The sequence below is a fragment of the Nibrella viscosa genome, from assembly GCF_039541875.1.
GTDB classification, from domain to species: domain Bacteria; phylum Bacteroidota; class Bacteroidia; order Cytophagales; family Spirosomataceae; genus Nibrella; species Nibrella viscosa.
In genome coordinates, this window is the sequence record NZ_BAABHB010000007.1 from 188,518 (window position 1) to 213,228 (window position 24,711).

At 53.0% G+C, this 24,711-nt stretch carries 15 protein-coding genes and 2 tRNA genes; 7 read left to right on the forward strand and 10 right to left on the reverse strand.

The features are described from left to right. Window positions 1–34 precede the first annotated feature (34 nt). A tRNA-Gly gene (locus ABD931_RS17995) sits at window positions 35–110 on the forward strand. 56 nt (window positions 111–166) lie between these two features. Next, window positions 167–253, forward strand: a tRNA-Leu gene (locus ABD931_RS18000). 129 nt (window positions 254–382) lie between these two features. Here the strand turns inward: ABD931_RS18000 and ABD931_RS18005 are convergent. Genes ABD931_RS18005 through ABD931_RS18015 form a run of 3 tightly spaced genes read right to left on the reverse strand, consistent with a single transcriptional unit; the run spans window position 383 to window position 7,678 of the window. Further along, entirely contained in the window at window positions 383–2,863 is a 2,481-nt protein-coding gene (locus tag ABD931_RS18005; RefSeq protein ID WP_345269247.1) for a hypothetical protein, read from the reverse strand. Window positions 2,864–2,919: 56 nt separating this feature from the next. Further along, the gene (locus tag ABD931_RS18010; protein ID WP_345269248.1) at window positions 2,920–4,602 is read right to left on the reverse strand and encodes a RagB/SusD family nutrient uptake outer membrane protein; all 1,683 of its coding nucleotides are present in this window, start codon (window positions 4,600–4,602) and stop codon (window positions 2,920–2,922) included. Between the two features lie 34 nt (window positions 4,603–4,636). Further along, window positions 4,637–7,678, reverse strand: coding sequence for a SusC/RagA family TonB-linked outer membrane protein (locus ABD931_RS18015; protein ID WP_345269250.1), 3,042 nt, complete (start codon window positions 7,676–7,678; stop codon window positions 4,637–4,639). Window positions 7,679–7,834: 156 nt separating this feature from the next. On the opposite strand from ABD931_RS18015, the gene ABD931_RS18020 reads away from it, so the two are divergent. Next, the gene (locus ABD931_RS18020; RefSeq protein WP_345269251.1) at window positions 7,835–9,190 is read left to right on the forward strand and encodes a hypothetical protein; all 1,356 of its coding nucleotides are present in this window, start codon (window positions 7,835–7,837) and stop codon (window positions 9,188–9,190) included. Window positions 9,191–9,636: 446 nt separating this feature from the next. Here the strand turns inward: ABD931_RS18020 and ABD931_RS29260 are convergent, their stop codons facing one another. Then, the gene (locus tag ABD931_RS29260) at window positions 9,637–9,921 is read right to left on the reverse strand and encodes a group I intron-associated PD-(D/E)XK endonuclease (RefSeq protein WP_370469330.1); all 285 of its coding nucleotides are present in this window, start codon (window positions 9,919–9,921) and stop codon (window positions 9,637–9,639) included. A gap of 241 nt (window positions 9,922–10,162) precedes the next feature. On the opposite strand from ABD931_RS29260, the gene era reads away from it, so the two are divergent. The 3 genes from era (at window position 10,163) to ABD931_RS18035 (ending at window position 13,122) form a co-directional block, all read left to right on the forward strand. Beyond that, window positions 10,163–11,086 (forward strand): GTPase Era, encoded by a 924-nt coding sequence (gene era / locus ABD931_RS18025; protein ID WP_345269252.1) that lies wholly within the window; start codon window positions 10,163–10,165, stop codon window positions 11,084–11,086. A gap of 85 nt (window positions 11,087–11,171) precedes the next feature. Next, window positions 11,172–12,479: a ribosome biogenesis GTPase Der gene (gene der, locus ABD931_RS18030; RefSeq protein ID WP_345269253.1), complete on the forward strand. Its 1,308-nt coding sequence runs from the start codon at window positions 11,172–11,174 to the stop codon at window positions 12,477–12,479. Window positions 12,480–12,813: 334 nt separating this feature from the next. Beyond that, window positions 12,814–13,122 carry an ArsR/SmtB family transcription factor gene (locus tag ABD931_RS18035; RefSeq protein WP_345269254.1) on the forward strand — a complete coding sequence of 103 codons (309 nt, stop codon included), beginning with the start codon at window positions 12,814–12,816 and terminating at the stop codon, window positions 13,120–13,122. A gap of 53 nt (window positions 13,123–13,175) precedes the next feature. Here ABD931_RS18035 and ruvB read toward each other — a convergent pair whose 3' ends face one another. Both ruvB and ABD931_RS18045 read right to left on the reverse strand, forming a co-directional pair. Then, window positions 13,176–14,204, reverse strand: a complete 1,029-nt coding sequence (gene ruvB, locus ABD931_RS18040; RefSeq protein WP_345269256.1) for a Holliday junction branch migration DNA helicase RuvB — start codon at window positions 14,202–14,204, stop codon at window positions 13,176–13,178. 91 nt (window positions 14,205–14,295) lie between these two features. Beyond that, window positions 14,296–17,970 carry a T9SS type B sorting domain-containing protein gene (locus tag ABD931_RS18045; RefSeq protein WP_345269257.1) on the reverse strand — a complete coding sequence of 1,225 codons (3,675 nt, stop codon included), beginning with the start codon at window positions 17,968–17,970 and terminating at the stop codon, window positions 14,296–14,298. A 266-nt stretch (window positions 17,971–18,236) separates the two neighbouring features. Here ABD931_RS18045 and ABD931_RS18050 point away from each other — a divergent pair, with 266 nt between their 5' ends. Further along, window positions 18,237–19,271 (forward strand): PorP/SprF family type IX secretion system membrane protein, encoded by a 1,035-nt coding sequence (locus tag ABD931_RS18050; protein WP_345269258.1) that lies wholly within the window; start codon window positions 18,237–18,239, stop codon window positions 19,269–19,271. A gap of 48 nt (window positions 19,272–19,319) precedes the next feature. On the opposite strand, the gene ABD931_RS18055 is transcribed toward ABD931_RS18050, so the two are convergent. The 4 genes from ABD931_RS18055 to ABD931_RS18070 all read right to left on the reverse strand — a co-directional run bounded on the left by ABD931_RS18055 (window position 19,320) and on the right by ABD931_RS18070 (window position 24,683). Further along, on the reverse strand, window positions 19,320–20,582 hold the full coding sequence (locus tag ABD931_RS18055; protein ID WP_345269259.1) for an aspartate kinase: 1,263 nt from the start codon (window positions 20,580–20,582) through the stop codon (window positions 19,320–19,322). 154 nt (window positions 20,583–20,736) lie between these two features. Next, window positions 20,737–22,677, reverse strand: a complete 1,941-nt coding sequence (gene dxs / locus ABD931_RS18060; RefSeq protein ID WP_345269260.1) for a 1-deoxy-D-xylulose-5-phosphate synthase — start codon at window positions 22,675–22,677, stop codon at window positions 20,737–20,739. A gap of 305 nt (window positions 22,678–22,982) precedes the next feature. Continuing rightward, window positions 22,983–23,900 carry a rhomboid family intramembrane serine protease gene (locus ABD931_RS18065; protein WP_345269261.1) on the reverse strand — a complete coding sequence of 306 codons (918 nt, stop codon included), beginning with the start codon at window positions 23,898–23,900 and terminating at the stop codon, window positions 22,983–22,985. Window positions 23,901–23,903: 3 nt separating this feature from the next. Then, window positions 23,904–24,683, reverse strand: coding sequence for a rhomboid family intramembrane serine protease (locus ABD931_RS18070; protein ID WP_345269322.1), 780 nt, complete (start codon window positions 24,681–24,683; stop codon window positions 23,904–23,906). Window positions 24,684–24,711 lie beyond the last annotated feature (28 nt).

The following is a 24,711-nucleotide window of genomic DNA, read 5'->3' on the forward strand; positions in this document are numbered from 1 at the left end:
GCGGTAAAGCCTTAATTTTGCATCCACAAACAACGCGAAAGTAGCTCAGCTGGTAGAGCGCGACCTTGCCAAGGTCGAGGTCGCGGGTTCGAACCCCGTCTTTCGCTCCAGAAAAAGGCACCGACCCCGGTGCTTTTTTTGTAGCGTGTGGATTTTACCAATCCGAGCCGGGATGGCGGAATAGGTAGACGCGCAGGACTTAAAATCCTGTGATCCGTAAAAGGTCGTGCGGGTTCGATTCCCGCTCCCGGTACTCAAGTTCTATTGATAGTGCCTGCTAATCAGAAGATTAGCAGGCACTATTTTTTTATTGGCAGTACACCCATTACAGTGTACGTAACTCCTTATCTACTAAAAACCGCCATTCCGGGGCATTTCTGACTTACTCGTACCGAAGCTGGGCTGTCGCTTCGCAGTTTTCATTGGCTTTGAACCGTATCCAGCGGGCCTGAAAGTCCCTGGGAAAAGTAAACTGCGTGGTCTGTCCCGGCTTCACCGTTATGGTTTTGTATGGCATCCAGACGCCGGTACCCACCGGATCGGCTTCCAGCGTAAAGGTGACGGCCTTAATTGCCTTGTGCGAAAGCTGCAAACTACGCTGATCGTAAAAGCCAATCAGGTATGGGTCAGAGAATTCACCGGCTTTTATCTGGGTATTTTTCCAGGGACCACCCTGACCGGTTGGTTTACCTAGTTTCCAGAGGTCGTCGATTACCCCGGCCCAGACGGCGGCTTTTTTATCGTCCGATACAATAATATGTTCGTTTTTGGGAGCCGATGCCAGGTCGATACCCGTCAGCAACAGCAGGCCCCGGTACGAGGCATAATCGTTGATGCGCAGAGTATGGGAGGCAATTGGCCTTATTTTAGCGTAGCCGTCGGCATTCTCGGCGGGCAGTTCGTAGAACGTTCCGTGGCAGTTGAACAGATCGCGCTCGGTCGCTACCTCCCGGCAAATGCGCAGGCTGGCTCCATTCGTCAGATCCGTGTATGCTTTGTTGCCCAGCGGGAGCCGCCAGCGTCGGCCTTTACCATCAACCACCAGCACACTCGCGTTGTCGATCATCACCACCTGCTGCGGAATGATAAACTTACTTTTTATAAATGCGTGGGTGGCAGGATCCTCCTTTCTAACCAGTTGCAGAGCATCGTTCAGTTCATAATAACCCACATCGGTGGGTTGGCTGCCGTTGTAGGTCATGGCTGCCAGACCCAGTGCCCGCCGGTTATCGCCCAGTCCGTAGAGCATACCGGCCACTGTTTTAGGAGAACCCACGTTGCTCAGGCCGGTAAACATCGGGCTCGTTTGCGTGCTGCGGGTGTCATTGGCCGCATAGGAAAAATGCGCCGATACATTCGCCGGCCGGTTGGTCTTTATCCGAATCCATTCGCCGGGAGTATTCGCTGCAAAAGCGATTTGCTGGACCTGCTTAGCGCCCACCGTTGCCGTTTGCAGGGGTGACCAGGTGCCTGTACCTGTTTTGTCTACCTCGAAGGCGAAGACTACCTCGGCGTCACTGTTATTCTGCACCCAGGCCGACCGGTTGGCCCAGCCCGCAAACAGAAACGGCTCCGAGGGCGCATTGGCGTTAACCGCTTCGCTGATCCAGACTGCTCCCTCAGCGGTGTTCGGACCGAGTTGGTCGGGCAGGGTGAGTGGAGCAAACCAAAGGTTCGAGTTCGACTGGCCAGGCCCTTCAATACTGCCCTTGGCTTTACGCTTGTTCAGAAACTCCCGCTGAGCCGAATCGTCGCAGCCAAATACCAACTGGTCGTTCCAGCGGGTGTAGTCGCCAATCACTTTCAGGTAGGCCGAGCGCGGGCGGATTCCGGCTGTATTCGTGGCCGTAAACTGTTCGGGAAACCGCCAGAACATCCCGTGCATGGTCATCAGGTAGTCGGGTTTAGCCGTTGTTCCTACATCGCGAATCCGGGGCCACTCGGTGTTCCAGCCGTGGGCTCCGTCGTAGCTATGGCTGGCTTTGGGCAGCCGAAAGAAATGCCAGCCGGTTTGTTTGTTACGCACGCCGAGCAGAACCGATTTATGGTCCCAACCGGTCGTCCAGATCGGATCGGTATCGGGATTTTTATTGCCGTAAATACCACCGGGGCCGGTTACTTCCACAAACTGATTCCGGCGGACTACCGTCCAGTTTTTTCCATCCCACTCGGAAAGTGACCCGGCATCAATATCGAACTGCTCCAGGGCTTTGGGGCCCGACTCGCCGTTGTTGGCGTATACCATAACACCCTGCCCGGAGTAGAGTCCTTTTCCGTGCGCACCCGGCAGCAGTTCGCCATGCTGGTTGTTCGACTCATCGGCTCCCTTTTTCTGCTTTACATTGCCGTCTTCATAAAGCAGAGTAGGGGTCAGGGTGTTTACATCGACCTCATAAAAGCCTTCTTCCATCGTGCCGTAGTAGAGTTTGTTTGCCGGGTCGGTCAGGTGACGGGCGTTACCGGTGTGGCGTCCGGGCATGGTCTTGTACGGTATCGCCCGAACCTGGCCTTTGCTGTCGATGGCGTAAGGCCCTATAAACAACTGGTTGCTTTCGGGATGGATCATCCGGTTGGCGGGTGTACCGCCAATACTTTCCGGGCGCACAATCTGCCGTAAATCCGGCGTAATTTCGTAGAGCTTGTCCGACGACCCGAATGGCAGATGGGGCCCGTAGGTAACGACCCAGAGCTTTCCCGCCCACGGCACAACGGCACCCGTTCCACACTCGCCCTCGTTGTTGTACATGGCCAGGTGTGGATAAATACCACTGTATGAAGGTTTTTTGCCTGACTGGGCCATCAGCGAATAGGTCAGCCCCGTAAGGCAGGCAATCAGGATATATGACAGACTATTTTTTTTCATCAAGCAAGAATTAACGCATTATGTAAGTACATAGGAAGTTAGGCATTCAGACCGATTTAATAGCCAGGATTCTGGGTGAGGTTAGGATTAACCCGACGCTCCAGCGCCGGAATAGGCCATAGGTACTGCCGGGACTTATCAAAGCTACGCTGAGCGACTACTTTTACATCGCTTCCAAAAACCGAATAATCGGGGATACCGTTGTCGTCCAGGGGCGTTACGCCGGGGAAGGGCCATTTTGCCCGGTTCTGAGCCGCCGGGTCGGGCAAGCCGATAACAGGTCGTGTCAGGGCTTTTTCGGCCAGTTTCCACCGGATCAGGTCCATGTAGCGCAATCCTTCTTTGGCGAATTCAACCCGCCGTTCACGCCGGATAATCTGCCGGAGTTTGGCCGGGTCAGTGGTGGTCACAGCCGGGTAAGCCGACGTTTGTCCCACGGCCACCCCATAGGCTCTGGCCCGTACCTGATTAATGGCGTTCAGCACGCTTGCATCCATTTCGCCCAGCTCAATTTTCGCTTCGGCATAGGTAAGCAGTATCTCTGCATAGCGAATAATAAGTGCATCGGCATCTTCGCTCTGTTTGTCGGCCCAGCTCTGGTCGATACCTTTTTTCCAGAGAAAGCCCGTAAAACTGGCGAAGGCAGCCACGGCCCGTGTATCCAGGTTTGATACCCGCCGATTTTCTTTACTGCTGAATACAGTTGTGGAGTCGGGGTGGGGCTGATACCCATAGCCGAGCCACTGTGTGCCAAATTCAACAATACTGGCTGTCAGGCGCGGGTCCCGGTTCTTGAACGGCTCTTTGGGGTTGTACAACGGCGACTCGTCAATGGGAAGCCCATCGCGGCTTTCGTAGGCATCCACCATAGAGCGAGTTGGAATCTGAGCCCCAAAACCACCCGTTGTACGGGGGAGCTGATCCCGAACACCAGTGCCCGACGTAAAGACTTTCTGCGCTTCGTCGCGGGGAACGCTGATTATAAGTTCGTTACTGGTTTCGCCGGCCTTCAGAAAGAGCTGGCCGTAATTGGGGTGCAGGCTATAAGCTCCGGGTCCCGTAAACTGCATAATGGCCTGAGCGGCATCGCGGGCAATGGCCCATTTGCCCGTATAAAGCGCGGTGCGGGCTTTAACCGCCAGCGCTGCGCCTTTGGTGAGTCGTTTTACGGCCGAGCCTGCGTACGATTGCGGCAGGTTGGCGCCGGCAAAATCAAGTTCCTCAAAGACGAATTTGAGCACTTCAGCCTGATTGGTCCGGGTAATGTTGTACGATTCTTCCAGTACGATGGGCTTCGTGATGAGCGGTACATCGCCAAAGTGGGTAATGAGCCGGGAATATTGGTAGGCCCGGATCAGCCGCATCTCGGCTTCCAGCCGGGTTATAACCGGCGCAGGGGTGTTGGCGGCCGCCCGGTCTTTGTTGGCCAGGAAGGAATTGGCCCGTGCAATGGCTTTGTAGCAGGCTGTCCAGTAAGCTTGTGCGGTAGGGTCTTCGGCATTCATGGTACCAAAGGTGACGGCATTGCCTAATTGCCCCCGATGCCAATAGTTATCGGTAAACTGCTCGTTGTCGTTTCCCCAGAAATCAAGTCGGTACAGGTCATTCACGGCCAGTTCAAGTTCGGTCTGGTTTGAGTAGAAGGTGGCCGTTGAAGGTTCAGAAAGCGGATTGAGGTCCAGCGTATGACAGGCTGTAACGCCGGTTATCAGCAGGAGTATACATGCTATATTTTTCATGCAATAAAATCAGTTAGGCTGTTCATGAATACACTTAAAACCGCAGGGTAACACCGGCCAGTAAGGTCGTTACAATGGGATAGGACGAATTGCCCACTTCGGGATCCCAGTATCTGGGAAACTTGTGCAGCGCAAATACATCGTTGGCCGACACATAAATCCGTGTCGATTGCAGACCAGTGCGCTTGAGCCAATCGGGGCGAAGCGTATAACCGAGCGTTACGTTTTTGACCCGGAAATAAGCCCCGCTGATCAGCCAGAAGTCGGAAGATTCGTAATTCGCTCCCAGCGACCGGGTCGACAGCCGGGGGTAGCGGGCCTGCAGGTTCTGTTCGGCCGTATTGGTTTTGCTCCAGAACCTACCGATTAGCTCCGCCGGCACATTCCCGAAAGCCTCCGCAAAGGGTCGGACAACTTCATCGGGCAGGCGGCTGAGCTTTTTGCCGACGCCCTGCATCACCAGTCCGAAATCGAAGCCGCTGTAGTCGAACCGCAGGGTGCTGCCGTACAGATACCGGGGCAGCGAGCCACCCAGCAGCACCCGGTCATCGGGGGTAATTTTGCCGTCGTTGTTGATATCCACGTAGCGGACATCACCGGCCGTAACGTTGGTGTTTAGCCGGGGCGAGCTAGTGGCTTCGTCCTGCGTCTGGTACAAACCGGCCGAGCGGTAGCCGAACCATTCGTTGTACTCGCTGCCTTTGAAGGTAGACAGACTACCCAACATCTGGGTTCCTTTCATATCAACGATTTTTGACCGGGCATCCGACAGGTTGAATGCAACCGAGTAGTTTACCTTGCCAATCCGGTCGCGCCAGCTGGTTTCCAGCTCCCAGCCCTTTACGTCGAGAATACCAGCGTTCTGCTGCGGGCGTTCGTATCCCAGATACAGGGGAATATCCAGCGCCAGCAGAATATCGTATGTACGTTTCTGGTAATAATCGGCGGTGAGCGTGAGCCGGTTGTTGAAGAAAGCCGCGTCCAGACCGACATCCATCGTCCGCGTAGTTTCCCAGGAAATGTTTTCTACGGCATAGTCGACCTGTCCCCCACCGTTCAGCGGTACCACCACGCCATTCTGGTAAAACAGGGCATTGCTGAAGCTGATGGTTGCCTGGTAAGGGTAACTGCCAATCCGCTCGTTGCCTACTACCCCGTACGAACCCCGTAGCTTCAGAAATGAAATCCAGCGGTTTTCACGCAGAAAATTCTCTTCTGACAGCGTCCACCCCGCCGAAACGGAGGGAAACAGGGCGTCGCGGTACTGCCGGTTAAACCGAGACGACTGATCGTACCGGAGGTTTCCCTGGATATAGTACTTGTTTTTAAAATCATATTTTACCCGCCCAAAAATTGACCGGAGGGCAACCTCACTGGCGCTACCCGCATTATCCCGCAGTTCCAGCGAACCCGCGTTGAGGTAGGGAAAAGCCGTTAATGCAAAGCCACTCCGGGAAGCCGACAGCGATTCATTACGAGAATAGATTTCTTCGTAGCCACCCAGCACATCCACGTTGTGCCCACCGGCAAAATTCCGGGTGTAGGTTGCGAGTAACTGACCGGTCAGCATCAGATTTTCGGACCGACCCTCCGTTAATGTTGTGCGGGGCTGATTGCTGAACGAGCTGGCGCTACCATCCGGATTGGTGAATGAAATGCGTTTCGAGAAGGCTTTGGATTTATCCAGATCGATGGTGGGCGAAATCAGCGCCGTGAGCGTCAACCCGTCAACGGGTTTGACATTAAAGGCTAGTCGCCCCATCAACTGGTTAAACGTACCGTTGCTGGTCCCCCCTTCGTTCAGTTGGGCAATAGGGTTCCGGCCATCTTTGGCCAGTGCATATTGGCCGTTGGTGTAGAAATCATCGTAGATGGGCGGCATAACCCGGGCCTCGTAAATCGGGTTAACAACGGGCGTAACCGTACCGGTGCGTTTGTAGGCCATGTCCAGGTTCACGCCTAGTTTGGCGTTGATCTGCAGGTCGTTGTTTACCCGGAACAGATAGCGTTCGTAGGTGTAATTATCATAAAAAGCACCTGATTTTGTGTAACCCAGCGACGCCTTGGTTTTGATTTTGTTGGTACCCATCGTAAACACCAGGTCATGCCGTATGCGGGGAGCAGTTGCCCGGGTCATCACTGTTTTCTGCCAATCGGTATTGGCAAACGGAAATACATCGGGTTTCTCGCGATTATACCGCTCAAAATTATCGATGAAATCCTGCGAATACGGTCCGCTGGACGAGCCATCGTTGGTAGCCTGCTCGTTGAACAGCCGCATGTACTCCGGTGCGCCGGCATAAGCGGGCAAAGCGGTAGGTTTCTGCACCCCGTATTCAGCGTTGTACTCAAAGCTGCTTTGCCCTTCGCGGGCCCGCTTGGTGGTTACGAGTACCACGCCGGCAGCCCCCCGCGACCCGTAAATGGCCGCCGAAGCGGCATCTTTCAGTACCGTGATGTTTTCGACATCGTTGGGGTTCACGTTATCAATGCTGTTCACCGGCACGCCATCAACAATAATGAGCGGACTGTTGGTGCCCAGGGTTGTAATGCCCCGGATGAGGATGTTGGCTCCGGCTCCGGGTGCGCCACTGGAGCGGGTAACCGATACCCCTGCAATGCTGCCCTGTAGTGCCTCCGATATCTGAACGGTTTGCCGACCGCCCACGTCTTTGGCATCGATGGTTGTAACGGCGCCGGTCAGGTCTTTTTTCTTCTGCGTACCATACCCTACTACCACAACCTCCTCCAGCGAGTTCTGATCGGGTTGCAGGTTTACATTGATCGTGGTCTGTCCCTGGGCATTAATGTCCTGACTTTTGTAGCCGACAAACGAGAATGTCAGTACTACTGAAGGGGAATCGGGAATCGTCAGTTTATACGCGCCGTTGGCATCGGTAACGGTGCCCCGCTGTGTACCTTTGACAACGATACTGACGCCGGGTAAATCGTTAGCGGTTTCGTCGGTAACCTTGCCACTAATCTGGCGCGACTGTGCCAGAGCGGCCGGGTCCCAGCTTAGCAACAGGCCACATAACAATACGTATTTTTGTCGCATAATTTTTCCGATATTCATGGGGTCATAGCCTGGTTTGTGGTTAAAAGATCAGTGATTTATCAGTAAGCAAATATAAAGTTGCACTATGCGGAGACCGGACAGACCGGTTTGACCATTTGATTACTCAAAATTATGGACAAGCCATCTTGCTGATTTATAGATAGTTGCGGAAATATGATTGCAGAGAACGGACAGGAGAAAGTTGGCTTCTACTACCACCTAGAGCATTGTTGTCAGCAGGTGAGCGAGGTCTATGGCAAGCCCGACCGGGCGGCCTGGACCAACGGCGACTATGTTCAGCTGAGTAATATACTTTTTCGGAAGACCAGAGTGCGGATTAGTCCGAATACCCTGAAACGTATATTTGGTAAAATCAAGACGGACTCCCGCTACTATCCGCAAAAGGCAACCCGCGACGCACTGGCCAGTTATGTAGGTTATTCCGACTGGGATAGTTTCGTGCAGGCAACTCCGGTTAGAGCCATTTACGAAAGCCCGGCCGTTAACCATAACGAACAACCGGAGATTGAGCTGGTTGCCGAGTCTCCCCGCCAGCCACCCCGCCCAAAAAAACGAGGTCCGAAAAGATGGGTTTGGGTGACCATGATGGCCGCCCTGATGCTGGTAGCCGTTGTCATACTGTTGCCTGAAACTCCGCTGTCCGAAACGATTGCGACCGATTCGGTGCAGTTGGTGTGTAAAAATCCAGTGGGTGAGAACCCCCACTCGGCTAATTTTGACGTTTCGGGGCTCACCCGGCCGGCCGCTCAGTTGCCGCCTTACACTATCGATTTTGGAGATGGACGTCATAAACCGGTCATCCTGAAAAATCGCCGGCATAACCACTACTACGAAATGCCGGGGCGGTACTTTGCCGTACTGCGCCAGGGCACAAAACGGCTCGATACGGCTACGGTCTACCTGCCTACCAAAGGCTGGACGGCTACTGCCTATATGATGTACGATACGTCGCGGGTCTACCCCATCGAACGAAAGAATCTGTTTCTGGACGGGCAGCGGAGCATCAGCGCCGTTGAAGCCGTTAAGGCGGGTGTCGACACGAACCGTACGTTTTTTATTGAGTTTGTCAATACCCAGGTCACCAATATCGACGGCGACAATTTTGAGCTCACTACAGCGGTTGTAACCTCACCAACCCGAACCGGTGTGCGCTGTTCGCAGGTGAGTATTACGGTGAATGGTGAGTTGTCTAATCACTCATTCGATGTGATGAAACCGGGCTGTGAGTACTGGACCCACCTTATTTTGTCAGAACAATACAAAATCGGGCAACAAGATGACCTGCGGTTTATGGCGGCCGACCTGCGCGCCGGTGGAACGCTGAAGCTACGGGTTCTTGATCAGCACGCTCAGCTTTTTATCAACGGCCGGAAGGTGTACGAAGCCCGCTATCAGAAACCATTAAAGCGGGTTTATGGGGTAAGCATCAAGTTTGCGGGGATTGGCAAAGTCAATTCGTTTACCCTAAAAGACGTAAAAACGGGGAATGAGTTCAATGGCAATTTCTGAAGCTACGAACAGCGTGTCCGTACAACAAGGATATTTGACACACCAGAGCGGCCTATAAACAAAAAGCCTGATTAGCTTTTGGACGCTAATCAGGCTTTATTCTAGTAGCGGGAGCTGGACTCGAACCAGCGACCTTTGGGTTATGCTTACTACTACAACTTTCGTTGCTTCCGGCCTTCCGGAATTTGTAGTCTGGACTGTCTCTTTACCCTCGTCTTTACGTTAGGGTACCTGCCATTCAGTCTCTACACCTTCTTCAACTTTCGTTGAAGCTTGGCTCGGGATTACCACACTAACGGCTTCCCCGAGTTTGACAGGAGTACATATTGAAGTTTCCTTCAATACTGCCCTCTGCTCTATCAGCATCCAAGCATCTTTGTAATCCGCCGATCGGGGTTTACGCTGTCGCCTGTCGGTCTCGATCAAGTGTATCTCGCTACCGTAACTTATGAATACATCCACCGGAAAACGTACGTACTATCTTTTTCTTCAATGTACGCTATGGCAAAGTCGAAATTGTTTTTGCTGTAGCGTTCACGTAACATTCGCCTTCTGTTAGTTTTTGTTCTTCGGGTATCGACCACATAGTTGTTTCGACCTAAGTCGTACCATGCACTTTTTACCTGAACTTTCAGAAGGTAACCGTTAACGTCAAAGACTAAATCGTACGGTAACCTGTCGCCTACTGGCCGGAGAACGCCCCAACCTCGTTTCAGCGCCTGAAGGGTTATGGCTTGTCGGCTATATCACCCTTCAGTTTCGTATTCATAAACCTGCTGACTTCGCAGTTACTTGAGCCCAACGAGCTACCAACTGCTCCATCCCGCGATGTTGTGGGTGCAAAAGTAGTAGTCTTTTGTGATAAAACAACTACCTTTGTAAAAAAATAACACCCCTCCCCGCAAAATAGTTTTGTCCGGAGGGGAGTTTTTTTCTGGGGCTGCCACTATTCGGCCTGATTATCATTCTTTTATGGACATCTCAAACGAAACCTATGCGCCGGAGCATAAAGCCGGTTTTGTCAGCATCATCGGTAAACCCAACGTGGGGAAGTCGACGCTGATGAACCAACTGGTCGGCGAACGGCTGTCGATCATCACCTCCAAGGCGCAAACAACGCGCCACCGCATCATGGGTATTCTTAACGGGGTACACAACGGGCAGGAGTTTCAGTTGATCTATTCCGATACACCGGGCATTATCAAGCCGCAGTATAAGCTCCACGAATCGATGATGAGCTTTGTGCGCGGCTCGCTGGAAGATGCCGACGTGATTCTGTTTGTCACCGACATCTTTGAAAAGCACGACGAGAACGACGTTATCGAGCGGCTCCAGCACAGCCAGACACCCGTGCTGCTGCTCATCAACAAGATTGATCTGGCTACCCCCGAACAGGTAGAAGAGAAAAAGCTATACTGGCAGCAGAACTTCAAAGCCGAAGACATTATTCCGATCTCGGCCATCGGCGCGGCTAATCTCGATCAGGTGTTCGACGCCATTATTACCCGACTGCCGCTTCATCCGCCGTTCTTCCCCAAAGACGAGATGACCGATAAGCCCGAGCGGTTCTTTGCATCGGAGATTATCCGGGAAAAAATTTTCCTGAACTATAAGAAGGAAATCCCCTACAGCACCGAGGTGGTGGTAATCGGCTTTAAAGAGAAAGAAGACATTATTGTCATTCAGGCCGAGATCCTGGTCGAGCGGGCCACGCAGCGGGCCATTCTGCTGGGCGAAGGCGGCAACATGATCAAAAAGACGGGCATTATGGCCCGTGAAGAGTTGGAACGCTTCTTCGGAAAAAAAGTGTTCCTTGAACAGTTTGTTAAAATAGAACCCGACTGGCGCAACAAGGAGCGAACCCTCCGGCGGTTTGGGTATGATCAAAGTGAGTAAAAGTGATTAGTCGATAGTCAATAGTAGTTAGTGCTGACGTCAGATGCACTAACTACTATTGACTATCGATTATCGACTAAAAAGTATGGCAAATATTGTAGCAATTGTGGGCCGGCCGAATGTGGGCAAATCCACGCTCTTTAATCGACTGATTGAGCAGCGGCAGGCTATTATGGATAACCAGAGCGGTGTTACCCGCGACCGGCATTATGGGCAGGCGGAGTGGACCGACAAGTATTTTACCGTGATCGATACCGGCGGCTATGTCGTCGGCTCCGAAGACATTTTTGAGGGAGCCATTCGCGAGCAGGTGGAGCTGGCCATTGAAGAAGCTTCCGTGCTGCTGTTTATGGTGGATACCATGACCGGCCTCACCAGCCTCGACCAGGAGTTTGCCGATGTGCTGCGCCGGTCGAAGAAGCCGGTACTGGTGGTGGCCAACAAAGCCGAAACGATAGACCGGCAGCAGGCCGCCGGTGAGTTCTACGCGCTGGGGCTGGGCGAGATCTTTCCGGTATCGGCGCAGACGGGCACCGGCACGGGCGAGTTGCTGGATGAGGTAGTCAAGCATTTTAAAGATACCGGTATCGAAGATCCGGAGGCCGGCGTTCCCCGAGTGGCTATTCTGGGCCGGCCAAATGCCGGTAAATCGTCGTTTCTGAACGTGCTGCTGGGCCGGGAACGGAGCATTGTCACTGATATTGCCGGCACCACCCGCGATGCCATCAACACCCGGTACAAAGCCTTTGGCAAAGATTTTATCCTGACCGATACGGCCGGTATTCGCCGGAAGGCCAAGATCAAAGACAATATCGAGTTCTACTCCATTCTGCGTTCAATCCGGGCCATGGAAGAGTCGGATGTGTGCGTGGTGATGCTGGATGCGACCCGTGGCCTTGAGTCGCAGGACATGAATATCATCGGACAGGCGGTACGGGCCAAGAAAGGTGTGGTCATTATGGTGAACAAATGGGATGCCATTGAGAAAGACACCAAGACCGCCGATGTGTGGCGGAAGGAGATTCACAGCCGGATGGCTCCTATCGACTTCCTGCCCATCATCTTTGCGTCTGTTCACGAGAAGCAGCGGATTTTTCAGGTAATGGAGAAGGTAATGGAGGTTTACGAGAACAAGCACAAGAAAATTGCCACCTCGAAGCTGAACGAGACCATGCTGCCGATTATTGAAGCGTATCCGCCACCGGCGCATCGGGGTAAGTACATCCGGATTAAGTATACCATGCAGTTGCCGACACCCTCACCAACGTTTATCTTCTTTACGAATCACCCACAGTATCTGAAAGAGCCCTACGAGCGGTTTCTGGAGAACAAGCTGCGGGAAAACTTTGGCTTTGAGGGCGTGCCGATTACCGTATTTTTCCGGCAGAAATAAAGCAGACTTATCCACAGAGTTATCCACAGTAGCGTTTAACTGAGGATATCTGGTACGAATCCCTGGCGGGAGCTTGGAAATGGGCGGTGCTGGCTGGTCGGTTCTTTGACTAAGTCGGCCCGCCATTTCAATATTGTTGGCCTATAGACTAAATAATTTACAATTAACACAAACATTGGTTACATCCCTTAGTTAATCATTAAAAGGTTCACATTCTATAATAGGATAGGAAAACAGGCCTTACGATAAATTCACACCGACATTCAACCATCTATTTATCTGTTAGTTCCAGAATTTAGTTAACTTTTCACGGCACACCCAACAGTAGGTTATTATGGCAACAGAAAAAGTGTTAGATGACGAAAAAAAAATTGAGCGAGCTGCGTACGTGTTGAAAGCCGTAGCTCATCCGTTGCGCATTAAGATTATCCAGATGCTGAACGAGAACAAGGAACTGAACGTCTCGACGATTTACAAGAATCTGAACGCCGAACAGTCGCTGATTTCTCACCACCTCATTAACATGCGGGATAAGGGTATTCTGGAGATACGAAGGAGTGGGAAAAACATTTATTATTTTTTGGTCGACAACGCTGTATCCGAGATTATCGAATGTATTTACCGAAGCAAGATTCTGAACTAGAGCAAAAAAGGCAACCCACAACAGGTTGCCTTTTTTGCTACTATCTTTATAGACTAACCGAATAACTCACCCGTCCGGTATGTCGGCATAATACCCAGGTGGTGATACGCTTTTTCGGTAGCTTCCCGCCCCCGTGAAGTCCGCTTCAGATAGCCCTCCTGAATCAGAAACGGCTCATACACTTCTTCAATCGTTTCGGCTTCTTCCCCACAGGCTGTTGCAATGGTCGACAGGCCCACCGGTCCGCCTTTGAACTTCTCAATAATGGTCGACAAGATTCGATTGTCCATATCATCCAGGCCGTTTTGATCTACGTCCAGCGCAGTCAGTGCGATCTCGGCAATGTCGACGGTGATGTAGCCGTTACCTTTTACCTGCGCAAAGTCGCGGGTCCGGCGCAGCAGGTTGTTCGCAATACGCGGGGTACCCCGGCTCCGGCGGGCAATTTCGTAAGCCCCTTCCTCATCAATCGGGGTTGCCAGAATAGCGGCTGAGCGCTGCACAATCGTGGTCAGCAGCCGCGCGTCGTAGTACTCCAGCCGGCAACTAATACCAAAGCGTGCTCTTAACGGCGATGTCAGCATTCCGGCCCGCGTGGTTGCCCCAATGAGCGTAAACGGATTCAGTTTGATCTGCACGGTCCGGGCGTTGGGGCCGGAGTCGAGCATGATGTCGATCTTATAGTCCTCCATGGCCGAGTACAGGTACTCTTCCACCACGGGGTTGAGCCGGTGAATCTCGTCGATGAACAGAACGTCGTTGGGCTGCAGGTTGGTGAGCAAGCCCGCCAGGTCGGAGGGTTTGTCGAGCACCGGCCCCGAAGTCATTTTAATGTTTGCATTCAGTTCATTAGCGATGATATGCGACAGGGTGGTTTTCCCCAGGCCCGGAGGGCCGTGCAGCAGCACGTGGTCGAGGGCTTCGGCCCGTTGCTTGGCGGCTTTAACGAACACTTCGAGGTTGTCGAGCACCTTCTTCTGCCCCGTAAAATCGTCGAACGAAAGGGGCCGTAAAGCCCGTTCGATTTCGCGGTCAGTGGCCGTCATCCCGTCTGTGGTTCCTTTCATGAAGTCTTTCCGCATGTGTTTATCTGTTCGTCGTTTTCAGTCCGGCAAAAATGCCTTTTTTACCGTCTGTTTTGGGTAAATTTACGAAAAAAACGGCAAAAAAGCACTACCGGATCAGCAGAATAGACCCCCGTTTTACCTCCTTCGGGCGCTCCGGAAAGTACTGACTTTTGAAGGTGATCACGTACGGATACAGCATCGACGGATACATGGATCCCCGGTAGGTACCATCCCAGCGCTTCTCCGGATCATCACTCTGAAAGATCACCTCTCCCCAGCGATTGTAGATCTTCAGGTCGAAGTCGGTGATGTAGGCGGTGAAAACGGTAAAGGTATCATTAATGCCATCGCCATTCGGCGTGAACGCTTCCGGCGCCAGCACGCGGGGCTCACACAGGTCAAGTACCCTGGCAACGTCCTGCGCCCGGCAGCCCTCCTGGTCAACAACCTGAAGCTGGTATGTTCCAGCCTGTCTGACGGTAACCACCCGGCTGCTGTCATTCAACTGAGGCCAGAAGAATCGCAGCCCCGGCCCACCGCCGGCCGTTAACCGGGTTGTTCCGTTTTCGGGCACGCACAGCGCTGCTTCTTTGGTCAGTGTAAACGCCGGCTGGGGCTTATTGGTCACCCGCACGGTGCTACGGCCCACACAGCCGGTAATGGTATTCCGGACCACAATTGAATACGTGCCGGGCGCATTAATTACGACCGACCGGCCGTTGGCCCCGGTACTCCACTGGTACGTATTACCCGCCAGGGAGCCGCCGTCGATCGGAATCAGCACCGCCGTATCGCCCACGCAAATCCGGCGGTCGGGGCCGAGGCTGGCAAAACCGGTACTATCCAGCCCCACCCGGATATTGTCGGCCGTGGCTTTACAGCCGCCCACGTCGGTTACCTCTACGCTGTAGGTGCCCGACAGCACGCCGGTCAGGATCGGATTCTGGCTGATCTGATTACCGCCGGCATCGCGCCAGATATAGGTGGAGGGTGTACCTCCCGTAATCGTGAGCGCTACTGATCCGCTATTCGGCTGGCTGCACAAGGCGGGCCTGGGCTGAGAGACCACCCGGAGCTGATTGGCCGGGGAGTTAAGCGTAAAGGAGGTATCGACAGTGCAGGTATTTTCGTTGGTCGCTCTTACCTGAAACTGCCCTTCAGGCAGGTTATTCAAGCGGTTTGACACACTTGGCAGGGCCGATCCGCTGCGACTCCAGACAAAGGTGTAGGAGCCGGCCGGGGTTGGTCGTACCTCAATAAAGCCATCGGTAGCCGTACAGGTAGTAGGCCCTCCCAGCGTAGCCGCCAGCACCGGCTTTGGCGATTGCCGCAGGACAATGGTATCGCTATTTTCGCAACCCAGGTCGTTCTGCGCTTTCACAATGTATGTTCCCGGCCGGGATACCGGATTATCGCGCTGGGTAACCCCATTGCTCCACTGGAAACGGGTCCAGGTCTGCTGGGGCACGGTCAGGGCATAGGTGGTTCCCTGGCAGAAGGTAGTATCGGGTCCCAGGTCCAGCGAAGGCGGCCGGCGCAGGTTCACCTGAATGGTATCGGTCTGGAAACACTCGCCGTTGGCAGCCACAATCACGTACTGACCGGGGCGGGTGGCCGTTAGCTGCCTCGTTCGGGCAATAACCCGCCTGTTAAAGATCCAGAAATAGGCCTGCGCCTGCACTTTGGCGTCCAGCGTCACACTTAGCTTACAGGAATCTATATCCGGCCCGAGGTCAATCTTGGCGGGCGGATCAATTATTCGCACGGTATCGCGGATAAGGGTATCCTTACAGATGCCGCCCGTTGCTTTTTGCGTCACAATCCGGAGGCTAACATAGTACGTCCCGGCCGACCTATAGGTATGCTTCTGGGGCTGGGCCGATGTAAAGGATTTTGGGGCCGTGCCGTCGCCAAAGTCCAGCGTATACGTTTCTTTCAGTTTCGGGCAGTTGGGTCCGATCTCAAAGGTTGTCGGGGAGCCCGAACACGTATCGGCATGGGAGATACCGGGGCCGCTGGACTGATCGTTGAAGTTGGCCACCAGGTTGGGCAGCCCCAACTGGCTGGTTTTTCCGCCCAGGCTCTGCCCCTGGGGATTGAACCGCAGACTGTCCAGCAGGCTGCCGCCGTTGGGGTTCTCAATCACCCCGAGCGAATTGCTGCCTTTTACGGCTACGTAGATCTTACCGTCGGGAGCAATCTGTAAAGCACCGTACTGACGTGTTGTCGAACTATCGATTACCACCCTGGATTCGGCAATGCCGGCGGAATCTGTCTGGGTGAGGTCGTAACTCAACAGATACGAGGTGTTGTTGTTGGCCGAGTCGCCCAGCATAGACACGTACAGCTTGGTCCCATCCGGCGAGAACTCCACCCCATAGGCTTTGGGCGGGGCCGGCCCCAACTGAATCGTTCGATTAAAGGTAAGCACCCCTGTGGAGTCGTTAAAGGTAAACAGGTCGATGGAGTTGTTTGGCGGGCCGGGAATAACCACTGCCATTGGCCGGTTGCCGTTGCCGCTGGTATCGGCCGGGCCAATTTTCATGTAGCCTTCGCCCCGGATGGGGGTATCATGCGCCTGACCCAGGTCGTAGATCTTTTCTTCTTTGGTGTCGCTCTGGGTGAGGTGATACACCCGGAAGCGGTTGGTACCATAGTCGTGCGTGATTACCCAATACGTACTGTCGCGTTCATTCTTCACCGAAGCCGAGCGCTCGGTACTTTGCTCAGACAGCGGAATATTTTTCTCCACAACCGCCCCTTTGCCGTTATTGTAGCGCATATCGACCACGCTGTAGGTAAGGCGACGGGTGCCGTTGATTTCGGCCGTAGTGTACACATAATACAGGTACTCGCAACCCCGGCAGGTCGGCTTCGGAACAATCAGTGCCGACTGGGTAGACCGCTGGTTTCCGCCCAGGCTGATGGTATCCTGGACCAGAGTGGGCTTACCGTCCCGGTCAAAGATTATCGAAGGCATCCGGTCTCCGTTTCTATCGAAAACGGTAATCCCGTCGGAGTAGAACAGCAGTTCCCCTTTGGTGTTGGATATCGCCGAAGACCCTTCAATTGTATTTAGTTTGGCATCGTCGATAGGACTGGCTCCTCCCCCGCTGAAATCAAGGCCGGCATTGCTGCCAAAATACCATTTAACGCCCTGCGCCTGTTTCTGCTCCCCGCAGACATCCACGTTGATGCGGTCCTGTGTGGTACAGCCCGTTTCCGGGTCGCGCACCTCTACCGAGTAGCACCCTGAGCTGTCTACTTTAAGTACCTGCGTTGTATCGCCCTTCGGATACCACAGGAAGCGATACTGGTTAGCGGTTTGACCTGGGTACGGATTCAGATCGATGGTCTCTCCCTGGCAAATAGTCGTGTCGGGGCGCCAGTTCCGGAACGGCGGAGGAGGAACGCCGATATTGATCCGGATCTGCACTGGCGGCAGAACCGTTCCATCATCCCGCGTACGATTTACAGAGATAACATAGACCCCTGGCTGCTGGTACAGGTTTTTAGCGGTTTTGCCGGTTAGAATTTTACTTGGTCCGCCGGCAGGGTCCTGAAACCCCCATTGAATATCCCGAATGTTTCTTGTCGAGTCGGCAAACGTCAACGAATCGGTTTTGCACTCTTCATCAACGGGTACGCAAAACTTACCCCTGACGGTAATTCCGCCGGGTAAGGGATCCAGCACCTGTGCCCGGGCGGTGGTCCAGCCACCGATCAGGCACAGCGCCAGTAAGAAGCCAATGATGTGTTTATGTAGTATAGTGAAGTACATGTAGTTTGCCGTTAGCCATCCTGACCAAACACCACCCCAGGCATAGCAGTTAAAGGGGGCATTACGTTATTGTAAACGAAAACGGATTCGTAAAATTTTGTCGCAAAACTTCATCCTATCAGCGATACAAGTACGTAAATTTTACGTAGCCACCCGACACACAGAATAAAGTCTTTCTCAGACCGACTGCTTTATACTTTTTTATCAGTAATATCGTATTTCTTGAGAAGAACAGTGGCAAACCGCCGGCATTAGCTCCCTCTCCTATGGGTAAGAAATCTATTTTGTTGAGTCTGTTGCTGCTGCTGGGTCGGCTGACGTATGCGCAGGACCCGCAGTTTACGCAATTCTTTGCAGCCCCGCTCTACCTGAACCCGGCGTTTGCCGGCTCAGCCCTGGCACCACGCATTACCATGAACTACCGCAACCAGTGGCCGGCTATTACCAATTACGTGACCACGGCGGTTGGTATCGACCACTATATGCCCCGTTTCAACAGCGGCATTGGCCTGTTACTCGTCAACGACAATCAGGGTCAGGGCCGGATCAAATCGACCGATATTGGTCTGCAGTACGCTTATCAGTTTCAGGTGGGGGAAGAATCCTATGTCCGGCTGGGCCTGCAGGGTTCGTATGTGAACCGCAATATCAACTATTTTGGCCTAACGTTTGGCGATCAGCTTTCCAGCGGTGGCTTCACGGGCAACCCCAGCAGCGACCCTATCCTGGCGGGCGGGCAACCCAACAACAACTACCTCGATTTCTCAACGGGAGGTCTGTTTTATTCCGACTGGTTCTGGATGGGGGTTTCGGCCCACCACATTAACCGGCCTAATCAGGGCTTCTTTGTGGGTGACAATAGCCGGTTGCCCATGAAAGGCAGTTTTCATGCCGGTCTGCGCATTCCGCTCGACGGCTTCACGGGAACGGCCGATGAGTGGGATCGCGAAATCAGCTTTTCGCCGGCCATTCTCTATAAGTTTCAAGGAAAATATGACCAACTGGATATGGGTGCTTATCTGACCTACTCGCCTATCACCCTGGGGCTCTGGTACCGGGGGCTACCCGTAAAGAAATACGCCCAGAACATAAACAACCACGATGCGCTGGCGGCTCTGATCGGCTACCGCGCCGACAACTTCTCGATCGGCTACAGCTACGATGCAACGGTTTCGACGCTGGGGTTCGGCAGTGGCGGCTCCCATGAAATATCGCTGTCATACACCTTCGACAAGCTTGAAATAAACAAACGTAACCGGGTCCGGCGTAAAGACCGGAAAATTCCGTGCCCGAAGTTTTGACAGCCCCACGTATCAACGGTGGTTCGCCATCTTTAACCCGTGGGTATGTTACCCAAGATCTTTCACCACGAGCTGCACGGTATAGCGGCTTTTCTGCTCCAGCAGCAGCTTTTTATTGATACATACGCGGTCGATGGTACGCTGGTTGTAATAGCGGATGGTGATCAGTTCCAGGCCATCGTTGTAGGTGATCCGGAAATCCTGCTTCAGCCGTTCCAGCAGGGCTGGTATTTTGTCAGGGTTGTTATCGACCACGACCGAAAAGCTGATGGCCGTGTTTTGCATGAGGTTGATCTTCACGCCGGCTTCGGCAAAGCGGCCGAAAATCCGGCTCAGGTTGTCTTCGGCAATGAACGAGAAGTCGTACGGGTGCAGCGAGATCAGGATCTGGTTGATTTTGAAGATAAACGACGGAATGTCGAGGTGGTGTTCGTTGTTGCAGATCTCGGTACCCGGCTGTTGAGGCTGTAAAAAAGACCGCACATACAGCGCAATGTCTTTGTTCTGCAGCGGCTTTATCGTTTTAGGGTGAATCACCGTAGCGCCATAATAGGCCAGCTCAATGGCATCCTGGTAGGTTAACCTCTCCAGCAGTACCGTTTCATCAAACCATTTCGGATCGGCATTCAGAACGCCCGGCACGTCTTTCCAGATGGTGACGCTATCGGCATTGAGGCAGAAGGCAAAAATGGCGGCCGTGTAGTCGGAGCCTTCGCGGCCGAGTGTGGTGGTGTAGCCGTCGGGCGTCTGGCCAATAAAGCCCTGGGTAACGATAATTCCGTCTGCCGATTGCGCCATCTGCTGAATCTGCCGGCAGGTTACGTCCCAGTCCACTTTTCCTTCGCGAAATGTATTGTCGGTGCGGACCAGCTGGCGGGCGTCGGCCCAGTGCGCCCGAATACCGGTGCTGTTCAGGTAAGCCGCTACAATCTGGGTGGAGATAATTTCGCCGACAGACACGATCTGGTCGTAAACACAATCATACGATTCGTCAGGCGTTTGCTGCAGATACCGTTCCAGTTGGGAGAAGGTGGCAAAAACGGGGGCAAAAGCCGGCACCGGCGACTGATCGCTCAGCTCGTTCATAATGGCCTCGTGGTATTGCCGAACGGTTTGCCAGCGGCTGTAAGCCTCTGCCGGCTGCTGCTGATGGCAGGCCCGGGTTACCTCCTCCAGCGCATTGGTAGTTTTTCCCATGGCCGATACCACAATCAGCAAATCACCGTTGGCCTGGGTTTGTACAATCTTAGCCAGGTTCCGTACGCCATCGGCGTTTTTGACCGAGGCTCCACCAAATTTATATACGTTCATCTGCTTGATTTATAAGTAAAACGCGGGAATAGCACGCGAATGACGCGGATTGGGCCAATTTACGCAGATGATTTAAAATAAAATCCGCGCTAATCCGCTCAATCTGCGTCATCCGCGTGCTATTCCCGCGTTCTATTTACAAGAAGATTTTATTCTATACAACGAGCGCCTGCCGCCGGCCGGTGAAAATTAGCTCCCGGACCGCCCGGGCAATGCCTTCCGGATCAAAGCCACACTCCCGGTGCAGTTCGATCTGCTCGCCATGCTCAACGATGGCGTCTGGAATACCGAGCCGCTTTACCCGTGCCATGTAGCCATGTTCGGCCATAAATTCCAGCACGGCGCTGCCGAAGCCACCCATCAGGCAACCGTCTTCTACGGTCAATACCTTATCGAAACGCTGAAATACCGAATGCAGCAGTTCTTCATCCAGCGGCTTCACAAACCGCATGTCGACGTGCGCCGGGTTCAGGCCTTCTTTCCGGAGCTGGGCCGACGCCTGAACGGCGTAGTTGCCGATATGCCCGATGGTCAGGATCGCCACATCCTCGCCGTCCTGCACCATACGGCCTTTGCCGACAGGAATCTGTTCCAAAGGTGTGCGCCAGTTGGGCATAACGCCCTCACCCCGTGGGTAACGAATGGTAAACGCCTGTTTGCCAGACTGAATCTCGGCCGATTGCGCTGTAAACATCAGATTACGCAACTCCTGCTCGTTCATGGGAGCCGACACAATCATGTTGGGCACGCAACGCATAAAAGCGATGTCATAGGCACCGTGATGAGTGGGGCCGTCGGCACCGGCAAAGCCCGCCCGGTCGAGGCAGAAAATAACCGGCAGTTCCTGAATGCAGACATCGTGGATCACCTGATCGTAGGCCCGCTGCATAAAGGTGGAATAGATATTGCAGAACACCACCTCGCCCTGCGTAGCCATACCAGCCGAGAAAGTAACGGCATGTTGTTCGGCAATACCTACATCAAAGGCCCGCTCGGGATACGCTTTCATCAGGATATTCATCGACGAGCCCGACGGCATAGCCGGCGTAACGCCCACTACGCGGGGGTTTTGCTCCACCAGTTCCACCAGCGTGTGGCCAAACACATCCTGGTATTTGGGCGGCTGCGGGGCATCGTATACTTTTTTCTTGATCTCACCGGTCACCTTATCGAACAAACCAGGCGCGTGCCATTTGGTTTGGTCTTTTTCGGCGGGTCCGTAGCCTTTGCCTTTCACGGTCAGGCAGTGCAGCAGTTTGGGACCGGGAATATCTTTAAGGTCTTCCAGCACGCTGGTCAGATGATCGATGTCGTGCCCGTCGATGGGGCCAAAATAGCGCAGATTCAGCGACTCGAACAGGTTGCTCTGGTGCAGCAGCGTCGCTTTCAGCCCTGTTTCGAGCTTAGAGACGATTTCCTGCGCGCTCTTGCCGAACATACTCATCTTACCCAGCAGGTTCCAGACCTCGTCTTTTACCTTGTTATAAGTATGCGAGGTGGTAATATCGGTCAGGTACTCACGCAACGCGCCCACGTTAGGGTCAATAGACATGCAGTTGTCGTTGAGTACAATGAGCAGGTTACTGTTGGTAGCGCCGGCATGGTTCATGCCTTCAAACGCCAGACCGGCAGTCATAGCGCCATCGCCGATCACCGCAATATGGTGACGGTTGGGCAGGTTCTGCAGTTGTGAAGCCACGGCCATACCCAGCGCAGCCGAGATAGACGTAGAAGAATGCCCGACGCCAAAGCTATCGAACATACTCTCCTTACGCTTGGGAAAGCCCGACAGGCCTTTGTAGAAGCGGTTTGTATAAAAGGTGTCGCGCCGGCCGGTCAGAATCTTATGTCCGTATGCCTGATGCCCCACATCCCAGACCAGTTGATCGTCGGGTGTATTGAATACATAGTGCAGCGCTACCGTTAGTTCGACCACGCCCAGGCTGGCACCGAAGTGCCCGCCATATACGGAAACATTGTCGATAATGAACTGACGGAGTTCGTCGCACACCTGAAGTAATCGTTCTTTGCTGAGTTTCCTAAGATCGTCAGGGGTATCGATGGTGGCTAACAGTTTGCCGGGGGTGATTAGCATATGGATAACAGCAGAAGTGACTGTCTTGCAACAACAAACGGATAAAGTGTAATGTTTTATCACGCCTGGCACAGCCTGTGTCAGGCATTGAAACAGGACAGCTAAAATACGGCTTTTTTGAACAATTCGAATACATACCTTTTGTAAAAGTCTCAGTAAGCCCTCCTGAATAGGGTACATTGCCAATCAACAAATCGCACTTTTTCTATACGTTATGGGTGAGGCAGCGGCATACCCAATAAAAATCCCGGCCTGACTAAGCGGCAGGTCGGGATTATTAACAACCAGGGGTAACAACAGCTGTGTCAGTTACGCTGGCTGGCGCGGAAGAGTTTCTGTTTCTCTTCGCGGGAAAGGCTCTCATACCCGGAGCGCGAAATTTTGTCAAGGATTGCATCGATTTCGTCCTGATCGGGCATCGAAATCGACGATGCTCCGGGAGAAGCATAGGTGCTGGTGTGAGCATTGGCATTACTCCGCTGCCGGTACGAAACTTTAACGGCCGGTTTTTTTTTGAACAGGCCCTGCCAGCCGTCGGCTACCCAGTAGATAGGTCGCCCCAGATCGGTGCCGTTCTGCAGAAGCTTGATAAACACAAATCCCATAATAGCCCCGCCCAGGTGCGCCAGATTTCCGCCGGCATTAGGGCCGATCGACTGGGCAAATGACAGGACAATAAAGAAAAAGACAATGTACTTGATCCGGACCGGACCAAAAAAAAGCAGATGGAACGTGTAGTTAGGCAACAGCGTAGCCGCACCAACCGCCACCGAAAAGGCAGCCGCCGACGCGCCTACCATATGCGAGCCGGCTACCAGATTCTGGTAATAGGGAACCAGGTTATAAATAGCCATATAGGCCACCCCACCAGCCAGCCCCCCCAGCACATATAGGCTGACCAGCCGCCGGCTACCCAGATACTCATCGATGAGCCGGCCGAACCAGTACAGATACAACATGTTAAATAATATGTGAAATATCTCTTCGTGGGTAAAGAAATAGGTCACCGCCGTCCATGGCCGCCGGATAAACGAGTTGATCGAAGCAGGCATCGCCATTTGCTCCCGGATAAGGCCATACAAACCATCGGTCTGCGCCATTGCCAGGATCACCTTCAACAGAAGCAGTACCAGAAAAATCACCGTGTTAATCAAAATAAGCTGAACCAACGTGTTGTTGGGCTTATTGAACTCGGATCGAAAGTCATCGAACAACCCGCTCATCACTTAGTAAAATGTTTTTCGTTGAGACCCCCAATATTTAATTAAGATAAAAGCAAAGAGCATACCCCCGATATGAGCGAAGTGCGCCACATTGGAAGCCTGAGACCGGTATATTCCCGAATATAACTCATATGCTCCGTAAAAGATCACCAGGTACTTCGCTTTAATAGGTATCGGCGGAAATAACAGGAATAACTGAGTATTAGGGAATAACATGCCAAACGCCATAATAATCCCGAATATTGCCCCCGACGCCCCTACCATTGGTTCATAAACTTGCCGACTAAAGTATGTGTTTACAATTTTTATGCTGCCATCAATCAAGGCCGGGTTATTGGGTTGGGCTTCGTATTGTTCCATGAACCCGGATACCTGATCGTATAAACCACTGGCGTACCGGGTAATAAAGTCCATAAACGCGTCTGGTGACGGATTGAGCGGGTACGTCCTGGCCGCATCGTACATACCCGCCGATTCAAAATAGTTGATGCCCGAAAAGAGCAGGGCCGCCCCGATACCCGTAAAAAAATAAAAAAATGTAAACCGCCGGGGTCCCCAGACCCGCTCCAGCATAGGTGCAAATATGATCAGACCAATCATATTGCTGAAAATATGCATAAAACCCGCATGCATAAACATATGGGTAATAAGCTGTACCGGATTGAAGTCCGGGGACAAAAAAGACCGGAGTCCGAACTGATAAATTAATCCAGGGTTATATGATTCAAGTATAAAAACAATAATGTTCAGGAAAAGTATGGTGCGGACAACCGGTGTTAGCATCATTTGGTTACAATTTACTTTTATTAAC